Genomic DNA, 16073 nt, shown 5'->3' with positions numbered 1-16073 from the left:
GCAGGTACTCCACCATGGCCCCGTTCCTCAAGACACTTCTTCTCGGCGCGTCGATCGCCCTGATCGGCGCGGCCGCGCATGCCGACAACAGCACGCCCATCCGGCTGATCATCGGATTTCCGCCGGGCGGCGCCCTCGACAGCCTCGCGCGCTCGCTGGCGGAAGACTTGCGCACCACGTTCAAGGAGCCCGTGCTGGTGGAGAACCGGCCCGGCGCGTCGTCACGCATTTCCATCGAGGCCGTCAAGGTAGCGAAGCCCGACGGCCGAACCATCCTGATCGGCGGCACGCCGCCCTTCGTGCTCTTTCCGATGACCTATGCGCGGCTGAACTACGACGTCGACAAGGACTTCATTCCCGTCGCGCACCTGGCGAACGTGCCCAGCGTGGTCTCGGCCGGCGCCAACCAGCCGTTCAGGACGATCCCCGAGTACGTCGCGTGGCTGCGGAAGAATCCTTCCGGCGGCAGCGTGGGCATGACCAACCTGGGCGGCGGGCTGCACTTCAGCGTGCTGCAGCTGTCCAAGGCCATCGGCGTGCCGCTCGCGCCGGTCAGCTACAGGGGCGGCGCGCCGCTGGCGACCGACATCATCGGCGACCACGTGCCGCTCGGCGCCGACGCGCTGGCGAGCCAGCTCGAACTTCACCGCGCGGGCAAGCTGCGGATACTCGGCGTCGCGGGCACGAAGCGCCTGAGCTGGCTGCCCGACGTGCCGACGATCAAGGAGTCGGGCTACGACGCCTTCGACCGCGCCAACGCCGCCTATGCCGCTTTCGTGCCGGCGGGCACGCCGAAGGAGGTGGTCGCGAAGCTGGAGTCGGCCTTCCTCGCCGCGATGCGCCGCCCGCAGGTGCGCGCGCAGGTCGACCGCATGGGCCTGGAGCCCACGGGGCTGCCCGGCGCGGACGTGAAGCGGATCATGGCCGAGGACAGGGCCTACTGGCGCCCCATCGTCGAGGCATCGGGATTCAAGAGCGAGGACTGAGAGGGCGATGACCGACGACGCGGACAGGACGGGCTGGGCGGTGCTCGTCGCCGCCAGCGCGGGGGCGCTGCTGTGCTTTCTTAATCTCAGCGCGCTCAATGTCGCGCTGCCCGCGGCGGCGCGCAGCCTGCACGCTTCGCCCGCGCAGGCGAGCTGGATCCTGCTGTCCTACATGCTGGTCAGCACGGTCTGCATCCTCAGCTTCGGGCGGCTGGCCGATCTCTGGGGGCGGCGAAGGCTCTTTCTCTCCGGGCTGTCGCTCTTCATCGCCGCCTGCGCCGCGTGCGCATTCGCGCCGAATGCTGAACTGATGCTGGCGGCTCGCGTGTGCCAGGCCGTGGGCGCGGCGGGTGTCATGGCGAACTCCAGCGCACTCGTGGGCGATGCATTCGGTCGCACCAGGATGGGGCTCGCGCTCGGCATCCTCGCGATGGTCGCGGCGCTGGCCCAGGTAGTGGGGCCGCTGGCCGGCGGCTTCGTCGTGTCGTGGTGGGGCTGGCGCGTTCTCTTCATGCTCAACGTGCCCATCGGGCTTTGTGTGCTGGCGTGGTCGTGGAAGGTCTTGCCCGCGAGCGCCGCGCTGCGTGCCGAGCGCTTCGACCTCGCGGGTGCTGCGCTTTCCTTCGCCGGCATCGGGGGCGTGACCTACGCGCTCTCGATGGCGGGAGCGCGTGGATGGACGAGCGCGCCGGTACTTGCGTTCATGCTCGCGGGGCTCTGCGCCATCGCGCTCTTCTCGAAGGTGCAGTTGCATTCGGCGAGCCCGCTGGTCGACCCGTCGCTGTTCGCCGATCCTGCGCGACGCACCGCGTACGCGGGCATCCTGCTGCTGTCAATGACGCAGGCTGCTCCGCTGGTGCTGGTGGCCTTGTACCTGCAAGCCTGCGCGGGGCTGGAGCCTTCGCAGGCTGGCCTGCGTGTGGCACCGGTCGCATTCGGCATGCTGATGGCCGCGCCGGTGGCGGGCATGCTGATCCGGCGCTTCAGCCCCGAATCCGTCTGCGTGTGCGGAATGCTGCTCGCGGGATGCGCGCTGGCAATGCTGGCCGCGCTGCTGCGGCCGGAGATCGGCGCCGCGCAGCTTGCCGCTTGCCTGTGGGTGCTCGGCCTGGGCATCGGCAGCTTCGTGACGCCGAACAACGCGTCGATCCTGCAGAACGTGCAGCCCCAGCGGCGAGGCATCGCGAACGGCGTGCGCTCGACGCTGCAGAACACCGGGATCATGGTGGGAACCGCACTGGCGTTGAGCGTGGCGCTTGCGCGGCTCTCTCCGGGCTCGCAGCGCATGGTTCTCGGAAGCACTGGTGTGGGGCTTTCCGATGCGGATGTGGCGGCCTTCACCCGGGGCGCCAGTTCGGCGCTGGCCTTGCTCGCGACCCTGTGCCTCGCCGGCTCGGCCATGATCGCCAACAGCCGCCGGCAGGCCGGGCGGCTGCAGTCGCAAGGGTGAGCGCCCGGCGCCGGGCACAATCTGGCGCTTGTCGATCACCATCCCGCGCCTGTGCGGGAGTCCCCTTGCCCCAGGCGGCGCATGCGAATCCACGAACTGAAACAACGGCTGCGAAAAGCCGGAGCCGGCCCCAGCCACGAGCAGCGCATCCTGCGGCTGTGGTCCCACGCGCTGCCCAGGAACAGCGGCAGGCGCCTGCCCGCGAGCTTCTTTCCTGCTTCGCTGATGGAGGAGTTGCCGTCCATCGAAGCCGAGCTTGCGGGGCTCGCGCGCGTCGTCGCGGCGCATCCCGGCGCCGACGGTTCCGAGCGGCTGCTGGTGGCCCTCGCCGATGGCCAGACCGTGGAGAGCGTGCTGCTGCCGCGCGACGGCCTGTGCGTCTCCTCGCAAGTGGGCTGCGCGGTCGGCTGCCAGTTCTGCATGACGGGCCGCGACGGCCTGTTGCGCCAGGTGGGCAGCGCCGAGATCATTGCGCAGGTCGCGCTCGCGCGCATGCGCAGGCCGGTGCGCAAGGTGGTGTTCATGGGCATGGGCGAGCCGGCTCACAACATGGACAACGTGCTGGAGGCGATCGAGCTGCTGGGCACGGTCGGCAACGTCGGCCACAAGAACCTCGTGTTCTCCACCGTGGGCGATCCGCGCGTGTTCGAGCGGCTGATGACCGAGCGCGTGAGGCCTGCGCTGGCGCTCTCGCTGCACACCACCAGGGCCAAGCTGCGCAGGAAGCTGCTTCCGCGTGCGCCAGCCATGACGCCTGAAGAGCTGGTCGAGGCGGGCGAGCGCTACGCGCGTGCCAGCGGCTACCCCATCCAGTACCAGTGGACGCTGCTGGAAGGCGTGAACGACGGGCAGGACGAGATCGACGGCATCGTGCGGCTGCTCTCGGGCAAGTGGGGCGTGCTGAACATGATTCCCTTCAACGCGGTGGACGGCGTGGACTTCAGTCGTCCGTCGCTGGAGCGTTGCGAGCAGATCGCCCGCACGCTGCATGAGCGCGGCATCCTGACGAAGCTGCGGCATTCGGCGGGGCAGGATGTCGATGGCGGGTGCGGACAGCTGAGGGCGCGAGCCGCGGAGGCGGCGATACCGATCCGCAGGATCGAAGTAGTGCGCTGAAAAAGAGAAGCGGCGCCCGGGCCGCGTGCCTCATGCGAAGGAGGCCATCCAGTCGCGGACCTGCCCGGGCGCCTCGACCATCACGTTGTGGCCATGAGGCCCGAGATCTCGCGCACCGGGATCGAGCGAACGGGTCTGCTCCAGCGTCACCATCGCGTCGTTGCCTCCGCGTCCGAGATGAACGGGGCAGCGCGCCAGCGCCATCAGCTCGGACAGCGGCGGCTTGCCCACTGCGTTGGCGCGAGGGTCCATCGCCAGGCGCCAGCCTTCACTGTCGCGTGCGACGCCTCGCGCGGCCACCGGTGATGCCGCGCCGGCAACCGCCGCGAGGCCCGAGACCTTCAGGTAGCGCTCCTGTGCTTCTTCTTCCGTCGGAAACAGCTTCGCGGGCTGGAGCGCCAGCGTCTCCATGCGGCGAAGCTCTTCGTCGCTCCACGCGATCTTGATGCCGGCCGCGAAGACGCGGTGCGGCAAGACGCCGAACCAGCCGGTGGCGAGCGCGAGTGCGATCACGCCGCCGAGCGAATGCCCGAGCACCACGAGGCGTCCTCCGGGCTGGAGATGCGGCAGCACGGCATGCGCCACGCTCGCTGCGAGCTGGCCGATGGCGTAGGAGTCCTGCCTGCCCGAGCGGCCATGGCCGGGCAGATCGGGTGCGAGCCAGCGGCCGTGCCACCGGGTGTCCGCATCGGTCTGCATCTCCGCGCACATCTCTGCGCACATCGGCGACCACACCGCGCCGGTTGCGCCCATTCCGTGCAGCATGAGAAGCAGGTCGGGGCCTTCGCCGCCTTGTTCGATGTACATGTCCACCGCCTTGTCTCCATCGGGTCTTCGATGGCCCGGGAGGATACCCGCGCCGCCACCGGCATCCGGACCTGCATGACTTTGTGCACTAGTTGCGCCTGACCCGCCTCCCGCACAGTCCCCCCGCGCCAGAGAGAAAGCCAGGGCAGACGCCAAGGCTTTGGGGCGCCCTTATCTGAACTGGACGAATGGAGGATGGATTCATGAATGCAAGGCATCTACTGACCGCGATCGCGGTCGCGACGTTGGCCGCGTGTGGAGGTGGTGGCGGCGGAGGAGGCGGTGGTGATGGAGGTGGCATCGGGTTCATTCCTCCTCCGCCGCCCCCACCGCCTCCCCCGCCGCCTCCTCCTCCTCCGCCCCCACCGCCGCCGCCTCCGGAAAACTCCTCGGCCGCGTGCTTCAACGAAGCCGACCTGCGCGAAGGCACCACGGTGGAGCTCGAGCAGGACATCGTCAACGGCAGCAACACCGTGAAGCTGCGCACGGTCACGATCACTCGCGGTCGCGAGTCCTTCAGAGATGTGAGCCCCGTGCGTCGGTTGCGCACCCAGTACTACGGCACCGGTGGGAGCGCGACCGACAGGCAGTACATGGACTACATCGACGGCAAGATCGTGAGGTACGGCGTGCGCAACGGCGGCGAGGATGCGGGTTCGCTGGACTATGCGTACAACGACCCGCCGGTTGTCACGCCCACGATGTCGCCCGGCCAGACGGTCGACATGAACTACACGGTCAAGAGTGTGGAAGGCCCGAACGGCGAGATCCGCAACCAGCAGGTCATCACGGGCACCGACACCTACGTCGGGCGGGAATCTCTCGAAACGCCCATGGGCGCGATCAACGCCTGCAAGTTCTCGGGGGTCGTCCGCTTCCGGCAGGTCGACGGATCGGACCGCACCGAGTACCAGGACAACTGGATCGCGGCCGAAGGGCCCTATCGCGGCCAACTGCTCAGGTTCGCCGCGCGCACGGGCGATACGACCACGAACTTCGTCACGACGAAGATCACCTACACGCCGCGCTGAGCGCAGGGACAGCCTGCGCAGCGGCTGCCCGTTGCATGGGCAGCTGCTGCGTGCCGGCACGCGTCAGCCGGCGTCCACCAGCTCCCAGTGATTCGCCAGGTGCATGAGGTGGGCGCGCATGTACTCCGGCTTGCTCAGCGCGCCGTATGCGAAGTGCGGCGCGAGCGCCGCGCTGTGTCGCTCGAAGCGATTCAGCGCGGCCATCAGGTGGTCGATGGCGGTATCCAGCGGCTGGCCTGAAGCAATGGCCGGTGCGCCGGGGATGGGCTCTTCGAGTCCGTGGCTCATGCGGCCGCGCGCGGAGAACACCGCGAATGCCACGGTGCCCAGCGAGGCACGAAACCAGGTGGGCTTGAGCTGCGGAAAACCGTCGAGCGAGTATTCGACGCTCTGCGCGGCGTGGTGCAGCACGTGGGCCAGGTCCCAACCCGAGCGGGTATGCAGCGGTGCCTCGCGCAGGCGTTCGAGCGTGCGCATGGCGTTGGCGAGGTCGGAGAAATCGGCCATGGCAATCGGGTGGTCGGAGTGGGTGACGACGTATCCGGCCCCGGCGGCGACAGTGCCCGCCAGCAGCGCGCCGCCGGCCAGCAGCATGCGTCGGCGGTGCAGGGCAGGGCGGGCTTCGTCGAGGTGGTCGGTGTTCATGTGGTGCCGGATGCTAGGCACCGTGCTGCATCGAGACTGTCAAATTTGCGACGGTCTTCGATCGCTCCCTGGCGCAGGCGTCGTCCGGGTCAACGCCACCTGTGGCGCGTGCCGCCCGATCGGCGGTCGGCCTTTTCCGGCACCGCGCCCAGCGCGCTCAGTTCCTTGCCGCGCAGCTCGAGCCGGCGCAGGCATTCGAGAAAGACGTCGAGGTGCTCCTCGTCGATGCATTCCAGCAGATCCATGTTGAGACGGGCGATCCGGGGAAAGAGCGCATTGCACAGCTCGCGGCCGGTGGCGCTCAGCCGCACGTGCACTTCGCGGCCGTCCTCGGCATCGCGCCGCCGCTCCACCAGCTTCTTCTCGGAAAGGCTCCGCAGGCCGCGCGAGGTGCGCACCCGGTCGAGCTGCAGGCGTTCGGCGAATGCAGAGGAGGTGATCTCGCCGATCTGCGCGAGCATGCCGATCATTCCCCACTCGCGATGCGTGATGCCGAAGCCGCCTTCGACGAGGCGGGTGGCCATGCCGCTGCCGGCGCGCACGGCGCGGGACAGCCGGTAGAGGAGCAGATCGTCCAGGGAGCGTGGCGCGCGCAATGCGGCCGCATCGGGAAAGGCTTGCATGGAAATCCGGACGAAAAGAAATACGGGCAGGAGGGCCGACCCACCTGGATGGTGGGTAATGGATTAGATTAATTACTCGTTACCATCTATAACCAATCTCGAAGATGGATATTGCCGCAACGGCGAAGCAGTTTGCGGATTGTTTATCCGGCTTCCTGTCAATTCCAATAAGTCAGCTGCTGCTCAGTTTGAATTCCATTTTTCATGGCAATAGGGCGATTTGTCTCTTTCTTTTGAACGGAGCGATTGCAAATCGATGATGGATCGATAGCAATCATGGAATTGATGAGGCAGCAAATGCATTGCAGCCAATCATTCAATCAAGGAAGGATTCCGTGCTCGATCTGAACGAAGTCGCCATGTTCGTGCAAGTGGCGCGCCTGGGCAGCTTCGCCGAGGCGGCCAGGCACCTGCGCATGCCGTCGGCCACCGTGAGCCGCCGCATCCAGCAGCTCGAGGCGCGCCTGGGAACCCGGCTGATGCAGCGCTCGACCCGCAAGCTCACCCTGACCAGTGCGGGCCAGACTTTTCACGAGCGCTGCGGCCCGGCGGTCGAGGAACTGATCGAAGCCGGGCAATCGCACGTCGCGGGCAGCCAGGAGCCGAGCGGGCCGATACGGGTGGCCGCCTCGGCGAGCTTCTTCGAATACTTCGACATGGCGTGGGTGTCGGCCTTTCTGGCCGCGCATCCGCTGGTGCAGCTCGACTTCGTGCTCAGCGACCTTCCGGCCGACCTCATCGCCGACCGCATCGACGTCGCGTTCCGCATCGGGCCCCTGGAAGACTCGAGCTACGTGGCGCGAAGGATCTTCGCGAGCTACGGCGGGCTTCTTGCCAGCCCGGCCTACCTCGCGGCGCACGGCGCGCCCGCCGACCTGCGGGAGCTGGGCGAGCACGCGTGCGTGACGCAGCCGCCGGACACCGGCAATTTCGCCGTCTGGCGCCTGCAAGGCCCCGACGGCGTGGAAGAAGAAGTGCGCGTGCGCGGGCGTTTCACCAGCAATGTCCAGGTGGCGCTGCGCGAGGCTGCGTGCGCAGGACTGGGCATCGTCGCGCTGCCGGCGATCCTGACGGCGGCGGAAGTGGCCGCGGGCCGGCTGGTGCCCGTGCTGCCGGGGTACATGCGGGCGGGGCGCGGGCTGAGCGTCGTCTATCCAAGCCGCCAGCAGCGGCCGCTGGCCGTCTCGGCCTTCGTCGACATGGCGGTGGAAAAGCTCAGCCTGCGGGAGTGGACGCCGTCTTCGGGCGCTTCGATTCCGTGAGTACAGGGCGCGTCAATTTTTTATCCAATTGACCAAAAAATAGCCTAATTCACCTTCCTGCCGGGTGAGCCATATTGGGGCAATTGGCCTTGTTTTGGTGCGCATTGTCTATCGAGCCTGCATCGATTGCATCGAAATTTGAGTGGCTGAATCTCACTTTGTGCGCTAGTAGAAAGCGACAAAGATCGTAAACAATTGTCACATGATGTCTTTCAATGGACACATGTATCGGCAATCCAATTTCGTTTGCGAGTGGCGGCGTCCTGGATTGACTTGAATTGGACGAGTTTTCAATGCGGGCCAATTCATTCATTTTCATCGAGTTTCCCGCCTTCGGGAATGAATGGATTTTCTTGGTCACAGGGAAAGGAAACGGATGCAGATACGCTCCATGAGCACGGCGAAGCAACCAGGCGGCGAGCGGCGCGTGCGCCGCCCCACCGGCTTCACGCTGATCGAGGTCATGGTCACGGTGGCCATCGTGGCCATCCTCGCAGCGGTCGCGCTGCCCAGCTACCGCGACTACGTGCTGCGCGGCCAGCTCGTCGACGGCACCAACGGCCTGGCGGCCCTGCGCGCGGACATGGAGCGCTTCTACCAGGACAACCGGAGCTATCTCAAGACCGGCAGCTTCGTCGCTCCATGCAACAAGACCAACGTCGTCGGCTACTTCACGCTGTCGTGCACCACGAGTCCCGCTGCAACCGCGACGACCTACAAGCTGCAGGCCGTCGGCTCCGGCCCGACCAACGGCTTCACCTTCTACGTGGACCAGCTCGGCGTGCAGTCCACCACGATCAGCAGCGTGTCGGGCTGGACCGGCTGCGACAAGGCCTGGGTGACCCGGCGCGGACAGGCATGCCCGACATGAAAGATCGCCGCCGCATGCGCCTTGCAACGGGCTTCACCCTCATCGAGCTGATGGTGACGATCGTGCTGCTGAGCGTCCTGGCGATGCTGGCCATGCCTTCGTTCACCACCTGGATCAACAACAACAAGGTCCGTACCGTGAGCGACTCGCTGCAGAACGGGCTGCGCTTCGCGCAGGCCGAGGCGCTGCGCCGCAGCCGGCCCATGGTGTTCTCGCTGACCAACAGCCCGGCGCCGCAGACCAGCCTGACGGCCGTTGCCAACGGCAGCGGCTGGTCGATCAACGTCTCCAAGTCGAGCCTGGACGCGAACAGCGCGTTCGTGCAGGCCGGCGTGCTCTCCGACGTCGCATCCGGCGTGCAGATCAGCGGCCCCGCGGCCGTCTGCTTCAACGCCATGGGGCGGGTGGTGACGAACACCGACACCGACGTGAGCGGTGCCAGTTGCGGCACTCCCTCGCCCCTGCAGACCTACGACGTCTCCCTGTCCCCCGGCGCCGACCGCCCGCTGCGCGTGCTGGTCGCATTGGGAGGGCAGGTCCGCATGTGCGATCCGGCCCGCAAGCTGACCGATTCCCCCGACGGCTGTCCATGAAAAGAAGACTTCCTTTTTCGGCTTCTTCCGGCTCGCAGCGGCAGTCGGGATTCGCCTTGCTCGAGGTGCTGGTCTCCATCCTGATCTTCTCGTTCGGCGTGCTCGGCCTCGTCGGCCTGCAGGCGCGCGCCATCTCGCTGTCGACGGATGCGGAGGACCGCAACCGCGCTGCCTTGCTGGCCAACGACATCGCCAGCGCGATGTGGCTGGGCAAGTCGGTCACCGTGGACACCAGCGCGGGCTCGGCCTGGCAGAAGCGCGTGGCCGATCCGGCGAATGGCGGGTTGCCGAACGGCGGCGTCACCGTGACCTCCGTGGCCTCCAACAGCGCCGACATCACGATCACCTGGCGGGCTCCTGCCCGCGCGGACACCGACGGCAGCACCTTCTCCACGCGGGTGACGCTGCCATGAGGCACGCCTTCCCCACGGCGCTGCCGTTCCGGCAGCGTGGCCTCTCCCTGATCGAGCTGCTCGTGGCCATGGTCATCGGGCTGGTGGTGACGCTGGCCGTCACCAGCGTCATCACGGTCGGAGAGGCGAAGAGGCGCACCACCACGTCGACCAACGACATGGACCAGGCCGGCGCGTACGCCTCCTACCTGCTCGACCGGGCGCTGCGCAGCGCCGGCTCGAGCCTGAGCCAGTCCACGCAGCCGACCGACCGGGGCGTGTTCGGCTGCAAGCTCAATGCGGCATCGTTGCTGCCGTCCTCGAATGCATTCCCGGCGCCCTTCAAGAAGAGCTTCCTGGCCGGCGCGCCGGCGAACCTGCGCGTCGCACCGCTGCTCATCGCCAAGAGCCAGTCCGACGCCGGCTCCGACGTGCTGGTGGTCATGGGCGGCGATGCGGTGGCCGGCGGCGTGCCGCGCGGCCTGACGGACCCCGGCAGCGCAACCACGCTCTCGATGGACAACACAGTCGGCATCTCCACCGGCGACCTCGTGCTGGTGAGCCAGAACGGCACCACCGACTGCCTGCTCGAGCAGGTGACTGGTACCTCGGCCAAGGTGCTCACCGTGGGCGGCACCTACTACACGGCCGGCAAGACCACCTCGCTGCAGACCCTGGCCGCCAGCACCTCGACCTACGTCACGCCGCTGGGCAACCCGGCGAACGGCAACGTCCAGTTCCAGCTCTTCGGCGTGGGCGACAACAGCACGCTCTACGGCTACGACCTGCTGCAGGGCGGGGGAACCACCACCGCGCAGGCGCTGGCCGACGGCGTGATCCAGATGCGCGCTCTCTATGGCCTGGACACCAACGGCGACGGCATCCTCGACGCTTGGGCCGACCCGGGCGCGACGGGCTACGACATCGCCACCGTCATGACGACGACCGCCACGCTGCGTCAGATCGTGGCGGTCCGCGTCGCGCTGGTCATGCGCAGCGCGAGCAAGGAAAGAGACCCGGTGTCATCCGCTTCGCTCACCCTGTTCGGCGATGCCGTGGACGCCGCGAAGAAATCGCTCGCGCAGACCGTCAGCCTGAACGGCACGGACGATCAGAACTACCGCTATCGCGTCGTCGACTTCACCGTCCCGCTGCGCAACATGCTCCTGCTGCCATGAAGACGAAGTTGCCCACGCTACCGGGGGCGGCGAAGCGCGAGCGCGGCGTCGTCCTGCTGTTCTGCCTCATCGTCCTCGTGATCCTGCTGGCGGGCGGTGTCGCGGTGGTGCGTTCCATGCACTCCTCGCTGGCCTCCGCCGGCAACCTGGCCTTCAGGCGCGACCTCGTCAACCAGGGCGAGCGGGCGGTCTCGGCGGTGCTCGCCAAGTTCGCCGCCACAGGCACGCTGGCCACCGCGACGGACGACGTGCCGGCCGAGAACTTCAAGGCGAGCAGGCTCGACACCAACGCGCAGGGCATGCCCACGGCGCTGCTCGACGATTCCTCCTTCGCGAGCGTGGGAAAGACGTCCAACGACATCGTGGACACCACCGCGCAGGTGAGCATCCGCTACGTGATCGATCGCCTCTGCACCGGCAGCGGCACGGCCACCAGTGCCAACTGCGTGCAGTCTTCCGCCGCGCCCAGCGGCGGCACGGCAGGCCCGATGCCGCCGCCGGCCCCGCCGACGGCCACCGTCTACCGCCTGAGCATGCGGGTCAGCGGGCCGCGCGAAACGCAGGTGTTCCTGCAGTCGACGTTCACCAAGCCAGATTGATGAGAAAGCACCGCATCGCCATGACACGCGTTTTCCGTCGCCTGCCTCCTGCGCCTGTCGCGCCTGCCGCGCCGTTCACGGCCTTCGGCATCGGTGCGGTGGTCGCCTTCGCATTGCTGCTGGCCGTGCCGGGCACGACCACGGCGGCGACGACGCTGAAGCTCTCCGACCAGCCGGTGTTCGCCACGTCCGATGTGCCGGGCAACCTGGCGCTGGCGTTGTCGGTCGAGTACCCCACCGCCATCAGCGTGGCCAATCTCGGCGACTACGCCGACGCCAGCGAGTACCTCGGCTACTTCGATCCGAAGAAGTGCTACACGTACCAGTACGTCGCCCCGGCGGTGGCGGGCAACGCAGCATCCGACAGCTACTTCCAGCCCGCGGGCGCGTCCACCGGCACCAACAAGCACAGCTGCTCGGGCCAGTGGAGCGGCAACTTCATGAACTGGGCCGCGATGCAGACCATCGATCCGTTCCGCTGGGCGCTGTCGGGCGGCTACCGCAGCGTCGACACCACGAGCCAGACCATCCTGGAGAAGGCATGGGGCTCGGCACAGGGATCGGTGAGCAACTTTCCCCTGCGCGGAACGGACCAGGGCACGGGCCACAAGCTGCCCGCGACGCTTGTGTCTTCCGTCACGCCGTTCAGCAACTGGAGCAACTTCAACTCCAGCATCTGGTCGCGCGGCAACACCATGGTGTTCACCGGCACGGGCGACCCCAGCAAGACCGCAACGGACTTGAGCGACCTTGATTCGGCCAACAGGAACAACGGCGCGAAGTCGGTCTACCAGGTCTACGTGCGCGTGAAGGTCTGCGACTCGTCCGCTGCCGCCGGCGGCGTGGAGGCCAACTGCGTCAAGTACGGAAGCAATTACAAGCCCGAGGGCCTGCTGCAGCAGAACGCCAACAAGATCCGCTATGGCGCCTTCTCCTACCTGAACGCCGGAGGCAACACGCAGCAGGGCGGCGTGATGCGTGCCCCCATGGGCTTCATCGGCCCGACGTATCCGCAGCCGCTGTCCACCGCGGTGGTCACCAACACCCGCGGCGAATGGGATGCCACCACCGGCATCATGAACACCAACCCCGACACGGTCTCCGCCACGGCCAGCGGCGTTTCGCAGAGCGGGGTGATGAACTACCTCAACAAGTTCGGGCAGGCCGCCAAGACCTACATGACGTACGACAACGTCAGCGAGCTCTACTACGCGACCGTGCGCTACTTCGAGAACCTTGGCAACGTGCCCGAGTGGACCAATTCGGTGGCCACGGGCGCGGCGGGCCGGGATGCAAAGCTCGACGGCTTTCCCGCCGTGATCGACTGGAGCGGCAAGGACCCCATCGCCTACTCGTGCCAGAAGAACTTCATCCTGGGCATCGGCGACGACCACACGCACTACGACTACAACGTGGGCGGCAGCTCGATCGTGAAGAGCGGGCGCGCCGCGCCTTCGGCCGTCACGGCGGACACGCTCAACAAGGCCGACACCTGGACGAAGAACCTGCAGACGCTTGAAGGCTTCTCGGCCACCACGCCGTGGTGGAGGACCGGCGGCACGGATTCGACCTACTACATCGCGGGCCTTGCCTACGGCGCGCACGTCAACGACATCCGGCCCGACCTCACCGGCGTCCAGAACATCTCCACCTACTGGATGGACGTCATGGAGTACCAGCGGGCCGAGGACCTGAACCCTTACTACCTGGCGGCCAAGTACGGCGGCTTCAGCCTGCCTTCCAACTACGACCCCGCCAACACCAAGACGCCGCTCACGCAGAGCTGGTGGAACGCGTCGGGCGAGAGCATCAACATGAACGGCACCTCCCGCCTGCGGCCCGACAACTACTTCCTGGCCGGCAACGCGGGGCAGATGGTGAGCGGCCTGAAGGCTGCGTTCATCGACATCGCGAACGCCATCCAGGCCTTCACCACCTCGTTCTCGCTCTCCAGTGCGCAGGTTTCTTCCGCTGGCAGCGCTTCGTACGCATCGCAATACGACTCGAAGGGATGGACCGGCGTGCTCACGGCCAGCACCATCAGCTTCGCCAGCGACGGAACGCCGTCCACCGCGACCGCATGGACGAGCAGCACCACGCTCGAGGCGCAACTGGCCAGCGGCGGTTGGGACACCGCGCGTCGCGTCGCCACCTGGAACGGCAGCAAGGGCGTGGCGTTCCGCGCCACCAGCATCGCCACGGCCCAGCTGGCCGCGCTGGCGCCTTCCTACGCAAAGAGCAACACCTCTACCGACTACCTCAACTACCTGCGCGGCGACCGCACCAACGAAAGCACCTCGACCGCCACCGGCAGCACGAAGGCCCTGCGCAGCCGGACGCTGCTGCTGGGCGACATCGTCAATGCCAAGGTGACGCCCGTGGGAGTGCCCGGCTCCAGCTACACGGAGAACAGCAACCCGGGCTACGCAGCCTTCAAGACGAAGTGGAACGCTCGTCCCACCATGGTCTACGTCGGCGCCAACGACGGCATGCTGCATGCCTTCAACGGCGCGCTCAAGGGAAGCACCGCCGGCACCGAGCAGTTCGCCTATGTGCCCAGTGCGCTGTTCCAGGGGCCGAACGGCACGCCGCAGGTCGACGGGCTCGCGCAGCTCGGAAATCCGAGCTATGCCCACCATTACTACGTGGACGCGACGCCGCTGGCCTTCGACGTCGACCTGGGCAACGCAGGCGGCACCTTCACCACCAAGAGCGACGGCAGCGGCGCCGACTGGCATTCGCTGCTCGTCGGCGGCCTGGGCAAGGGCGGCAAGAGCTACTATGCCATCGACGTGACGGACCCCGCGAGCATGAGCACCGAGGCCGCCGTCGCGGCACAGGTGAAGTGGGAGTTCAGCGACACCACCATGGGCTACAGCTACGGCGCCCCCATCGTCGTGAAGACGAAGAAGTACGGCTGGGTCGTGATGCTGACCTCGGGCTACGGCAACAGCGACGGCAAGGGCTACCTGTACATCGTCAACCCCAATACCGGCGCGCTGCTCGAGAAGATCGCCACGCCCACGTCGTCCAACGGGCTGACGCAGGCCTCGGCCTACGTCGCGGACTTCGGCGACAACACAACCGACTCGGTGTACGCGGGCGACCTGGACGGCCAGCTCTGGCGCTTCGATCTCACGGCCGACAAGGGCAGCACCGGCGCCTATCCGGCACCGACCCTGCTGGCCACGCTGACCGACGATTCCAAGAATGCGCAACCCGTCACCACCGCGCCGCTGATCGAGATCCATCCCGTCACGCGCAAGCGCTTCGTGCTGCTGGGCACCGGCAGGCTGCTCGATTCGTCCGACGTGAATTCGACCGCGACGCAGACCTTCTACGCCATCCTCGACGGCACAGCCGGGGCCTTCAACGCCGTTAGCACGTCCATCACGCGCAGCCAGCTCACCCAAGTGAGCGACGTGACGGCGGGCATCACGCTGTCGAGCACGTCCAAGGGCTGGTACCTCGACCTGGGCGCCACCGGCGGCGTCGGCTGGCGCATGGTGATCAATCCGACCGCATTCAACGGCATCGTCGGCTTCTCCAGCCTGCTGACCACCGGCGACGCCTGCAGCCCCTCGGGGCAGAGCCGGATCTATGCCGTCAACTACGGCACCGGCAGATCGGTACTGCTGCCGGCGACCACCGGTTTCGTCGGTGTCTCCAACTCGGTCATCGACCTGCGCTTCGTCAGCGTGGACGGCACCACCCGGATCGTCGCGGGAACCACCAAGGGCGAGACCCGGAAAGTCGATGCCGATCTGGCGAGCGGCATCTCGCTGCGCCTTCTGAATTGGCGCGAAGTGCCGGCGATGAACTGACATGAATGCGCAGGACAGGAGAAGGCAGTGCTGAGACTCGGTGTCTACAAGTTGCCCGTCGCCGAGATCATCGTGATCCGGACGATCGTGAGGCTGTCCGCGAGCGACGCCGGCTTTGCCTGGCAGCTGGTCGACGCACCGCCGTACGACGCGCTGCTGGTCGACGGCCCGGCCGTGGAGCACGAATACCCCAGGGTGGTCGGCATGGCTGCCGCCGTGCTCAGGCTCACTCGCATGAATTCGGGCGGGCAGCCCGGCACGATGGAGCGGCCCATACGCGCCGACAGGCTGCAGCAGTGGCTCAGGAGCATCGAGCATGCGCTGCGCGAGGCCCAGCCCGGCGGCCTCACGCTGCACGAGCAGACCGCCCTGGAGGTCGAGGTTTCCGACGCGGAGCGATTCATGCTGCGCCGCTGGCCGCCGGCCATGCTGCTGCGCAACGACCTCGACAACATCCGCATGGCGAGCCTGCTGGCGCGGCGCGCATTGAATGCGAGCGAGCTGGCCGACATCAGCCAGCTCCCGTTCGCCCAGTGCGTTTCGTTCCTGCACGCGCTGAAGAAAGCCGGCGTGCTGGAGCTGCACGTGGAGCCGCCGATGCTGCCCCCGGTGCTGAAAGGCGAGGCGGCGGTGCGCGGCGGAGACTTCGCGCGGGGCCTCGTCAACGTCATTCGCCGACGGCTGGGCATCTGAACG

15 protein-coding genes are annotated in these 16073 nt (G+C 67.2%); 12 read left to right on the top strand and 3 right to left on the bottom strand.

Features of this window, described 5'->3' with window-relative positions:
• The first annotated feature begins 14 nt into the window (after nucleotides 1–14).
• From EJO71_RS27005 to EJO71_RS26995, 3 genes are all read left to right on the top strand, one after another.
• Entirely contained in the window at nucleotides 15–986 is a 972-nt protein-coding gene (locus EJO71_RS27005) for a tripartite tricarboxylate transporter substrate-binding protein (protein WP_125951731.1), read from the top strand.
• A 7-nt stretch (nucleotides 987–993) separates the two neighbouring features.
• Nucleotides 994–2436 carry a DHA2 family efflux MFS transporter permease subunit gene (locus tag EJO71_RS27000; RefSeq protein WP_125951730.1) on the top strand — a complete coding sequence of 481 codons (1443 nt, stop codon included), beginning with the start codon at nucleotides 994–996 and terminating at the stop codon, nucleotides 2434–2436.
• An 81-nt stretch (nucleotides 2437–2517) separates the two neighbouring features.
• Nucleotides 2518–3552 carry an RNA methyltransferase gene (locus tag EJO71_RS26995; protein WP_125951729.1) on the top strand — a complete coding sequence of 345 codons (1035 nt, stop codon included), beginning with the start codon at nucleotides 2518–2520 and terminating at the stop codon, nucleotides 3550–3552.
• 30 nt (nucleotides 3553–3582) lie between these two features.
• On the opposite strand, the gene EJO71_RS26990 is transcribed toward EJO71_RS26995, so the two are convergent.
• The gene (locus tag EJO71_RS26990) at nucleotides 3583–4359 is read right to left on the bottom strand and encodes an alpha/beta hydrolase (protein ID WP_125951728.1); all 777 of its coding nucleotides are present in this window, start codon (nucleotides 4357–4359) and stop codon (nucleotides 3583–3585) included.
• Nucleotides 4360–4562: 203 nt separating this feature from the next.
• Here EJO71_RS26990 and EJO71_RS26980 point away from each other — a divergent pair, with 203 nt between their 5' ends.
• Nucleotides 4563–5390: a hypothetical protein gene (locus tag EJO71_RS26980; RefSeq protein ID WP_164546908.1), complete on the top strand. Its 828-nt coding sequence runs from the start codon at nucleotides 4563–4565 to the stop codon at nucleotides 5388–5390.
• A 63-nt stretch (nucleotides 5391–5453) separates the two neighbouring features.
• Here the strand turns inward: EJO71_RS26980 and EJO71_RS26975 are convergent, their stop codons facing one another.
• Together EJO71_RS26975 and EJO71_RS26970 are read right to left on the bottom strand one after the other, a co-directional pair.
• Entirely contained in the window at nucleotides 5454–6035 is a 582-nt protein-coding gene (locus tag EJO71_RS26975; RefSeq protein WP_125951725.1) for a DUF1569 domain-containing protein, read from the bottom strand.
• Between the two features lie 89 nt (nucleotides 6036–6124).
• Complete coding sequence (locus tag EJO71_RS26970; RefSeq protein WP_125951724.1) at nucleotides 6125–6658, bottom strand: MarR family transcriptional regulator; 534 nt, start codon at nucleotides 6656–6658, stop codon at nucleotides 6125–6127.
• Between the two features lie 335 nt (nucleotides 6659–6993).
• Between EJO71_RS26970 and EJO71_RS26965 the strand changes: the two genes are divergently transcribed.
• The 8 genes from EJO71_RS26965 to EJO71_RS26930 all read left to right on the top strand — a co-directional run bounded on the left by EJO71_RS26965 (nucleotide 6994) and on the right by EJO71_RS26930 (nucleotide 16070).
• On the top strand, nucleotides 6994–7920 hold the full coding sequence (locus EJO71_RS26965) for a LysR family transcriptional regulator (protein WP_125951723.1): 927 nt from the start codon (nucleotides 6994–6996) through the stop codon (nucleotides 7918–7920).
• A 376-nt stretch (nucleotides 7921–8296) separates the two neighbouring features.
• Nucleotides 8297–8791, top strand: a complete 495-nt coding sequence (locus tag EJO71_RS26960) for a type IV pilin protein (RefSeq protein WP_125951722.1) — start codon at nucleotides 8297–8299, stop codon at nucleotides 8789–8791.
• Entirely contained in the window at nucleotides 8788–9384 is a 597-nt protein-coding gene (locus EJO71_RS26955) for a GspH/FimT family pseudopilin (RefSeq protein ID WP_125951721.1), read from the top strand. Before EJO71_RS26960 ends, EJO71_RS26955 begins: the two co-directional genes overlap by 4 nt.
• Entirely contained in the window at nucleotides 9381–9797 is a 417-nt protein-coding gene (gene pilV, locus EJO71_RS26950) for a type IV pilus modification protein PilV (RefSeq protein WP_125951720.1), read from the top strand. Before EJO71_RS26955 ends, pilV begins: the two co-directional genes overlap by 4 nt.
• Nucleotides 9794–10954: a PilW family protein gene (locus tag EJO71_RS26945; RefSeq protein ID WP_125951719.1), complete on the top strand. Its 1161-nt coding sequence runs from the start codon at nucleotides 9794–9796 to the stop codon at nucleotides 10952–10954. Before pilV ends, EJO71_RS26945 begins: the two co-directional genes overlap by 4 nt.
• Nucleotides 10951–11553 (top strand): hypothetical protein, encoded by a 603-nt coding sequence (locus EJO71_RS26940; protein WP_125951718.1) that lies wholly within the window; start codon nucleotides 10951–10953, stop codon nucleotides 11551–11553. The genes EJO71_RS26945 and EJO71_RS26940 overlap by 4 nt, the downstream gene beginning before the upstream one ends.
• A gap of 20 nt (nucleotides 11554–11573) precedes the next feature.
• Nucleotides 11574–15377 carry a PilC/PilY family type IV pilus protein gene (locus EJO71_RS26935; protein ID WP_164546910.1) on the top strand — a complete coding sequence of 1268 codons (3804 nt, stop codon included), beginning with the start codon at nucleotides 11574–11576 and terminating at the stop codon, nucleotides 15375–15377.
• Between the two features lie 27 nt (nucleotides 15378–15404).
• On the top strand, nucleotides 15405–16070 hold the full coding sequence (locus EJO71_RS26930; RefSeq protein WP_125951716.1) for a hypothetical protein: 666 nt from the start codon (nucleotides 15405–15407) through the stop codon (nucleotides 16068–16070).
• The last annotated feature ends 3 nt before the right edge of the window (nucleotides 16071–16073 follow it).

Origin of the sequence: Variovorax sp. 679, from assembly GCF_003952185.1 — a bacterium.
Lineage (GTDB): Bacteria > Pseudomonadota > Gammaproteobacteria > Burkholderiales > Burkholderiaceae_C > Variovorax.
Note: the sequence above shows the minus strand (reverse complement) of the source record. Positions and strands in the feature narration are given on the sequence as shown.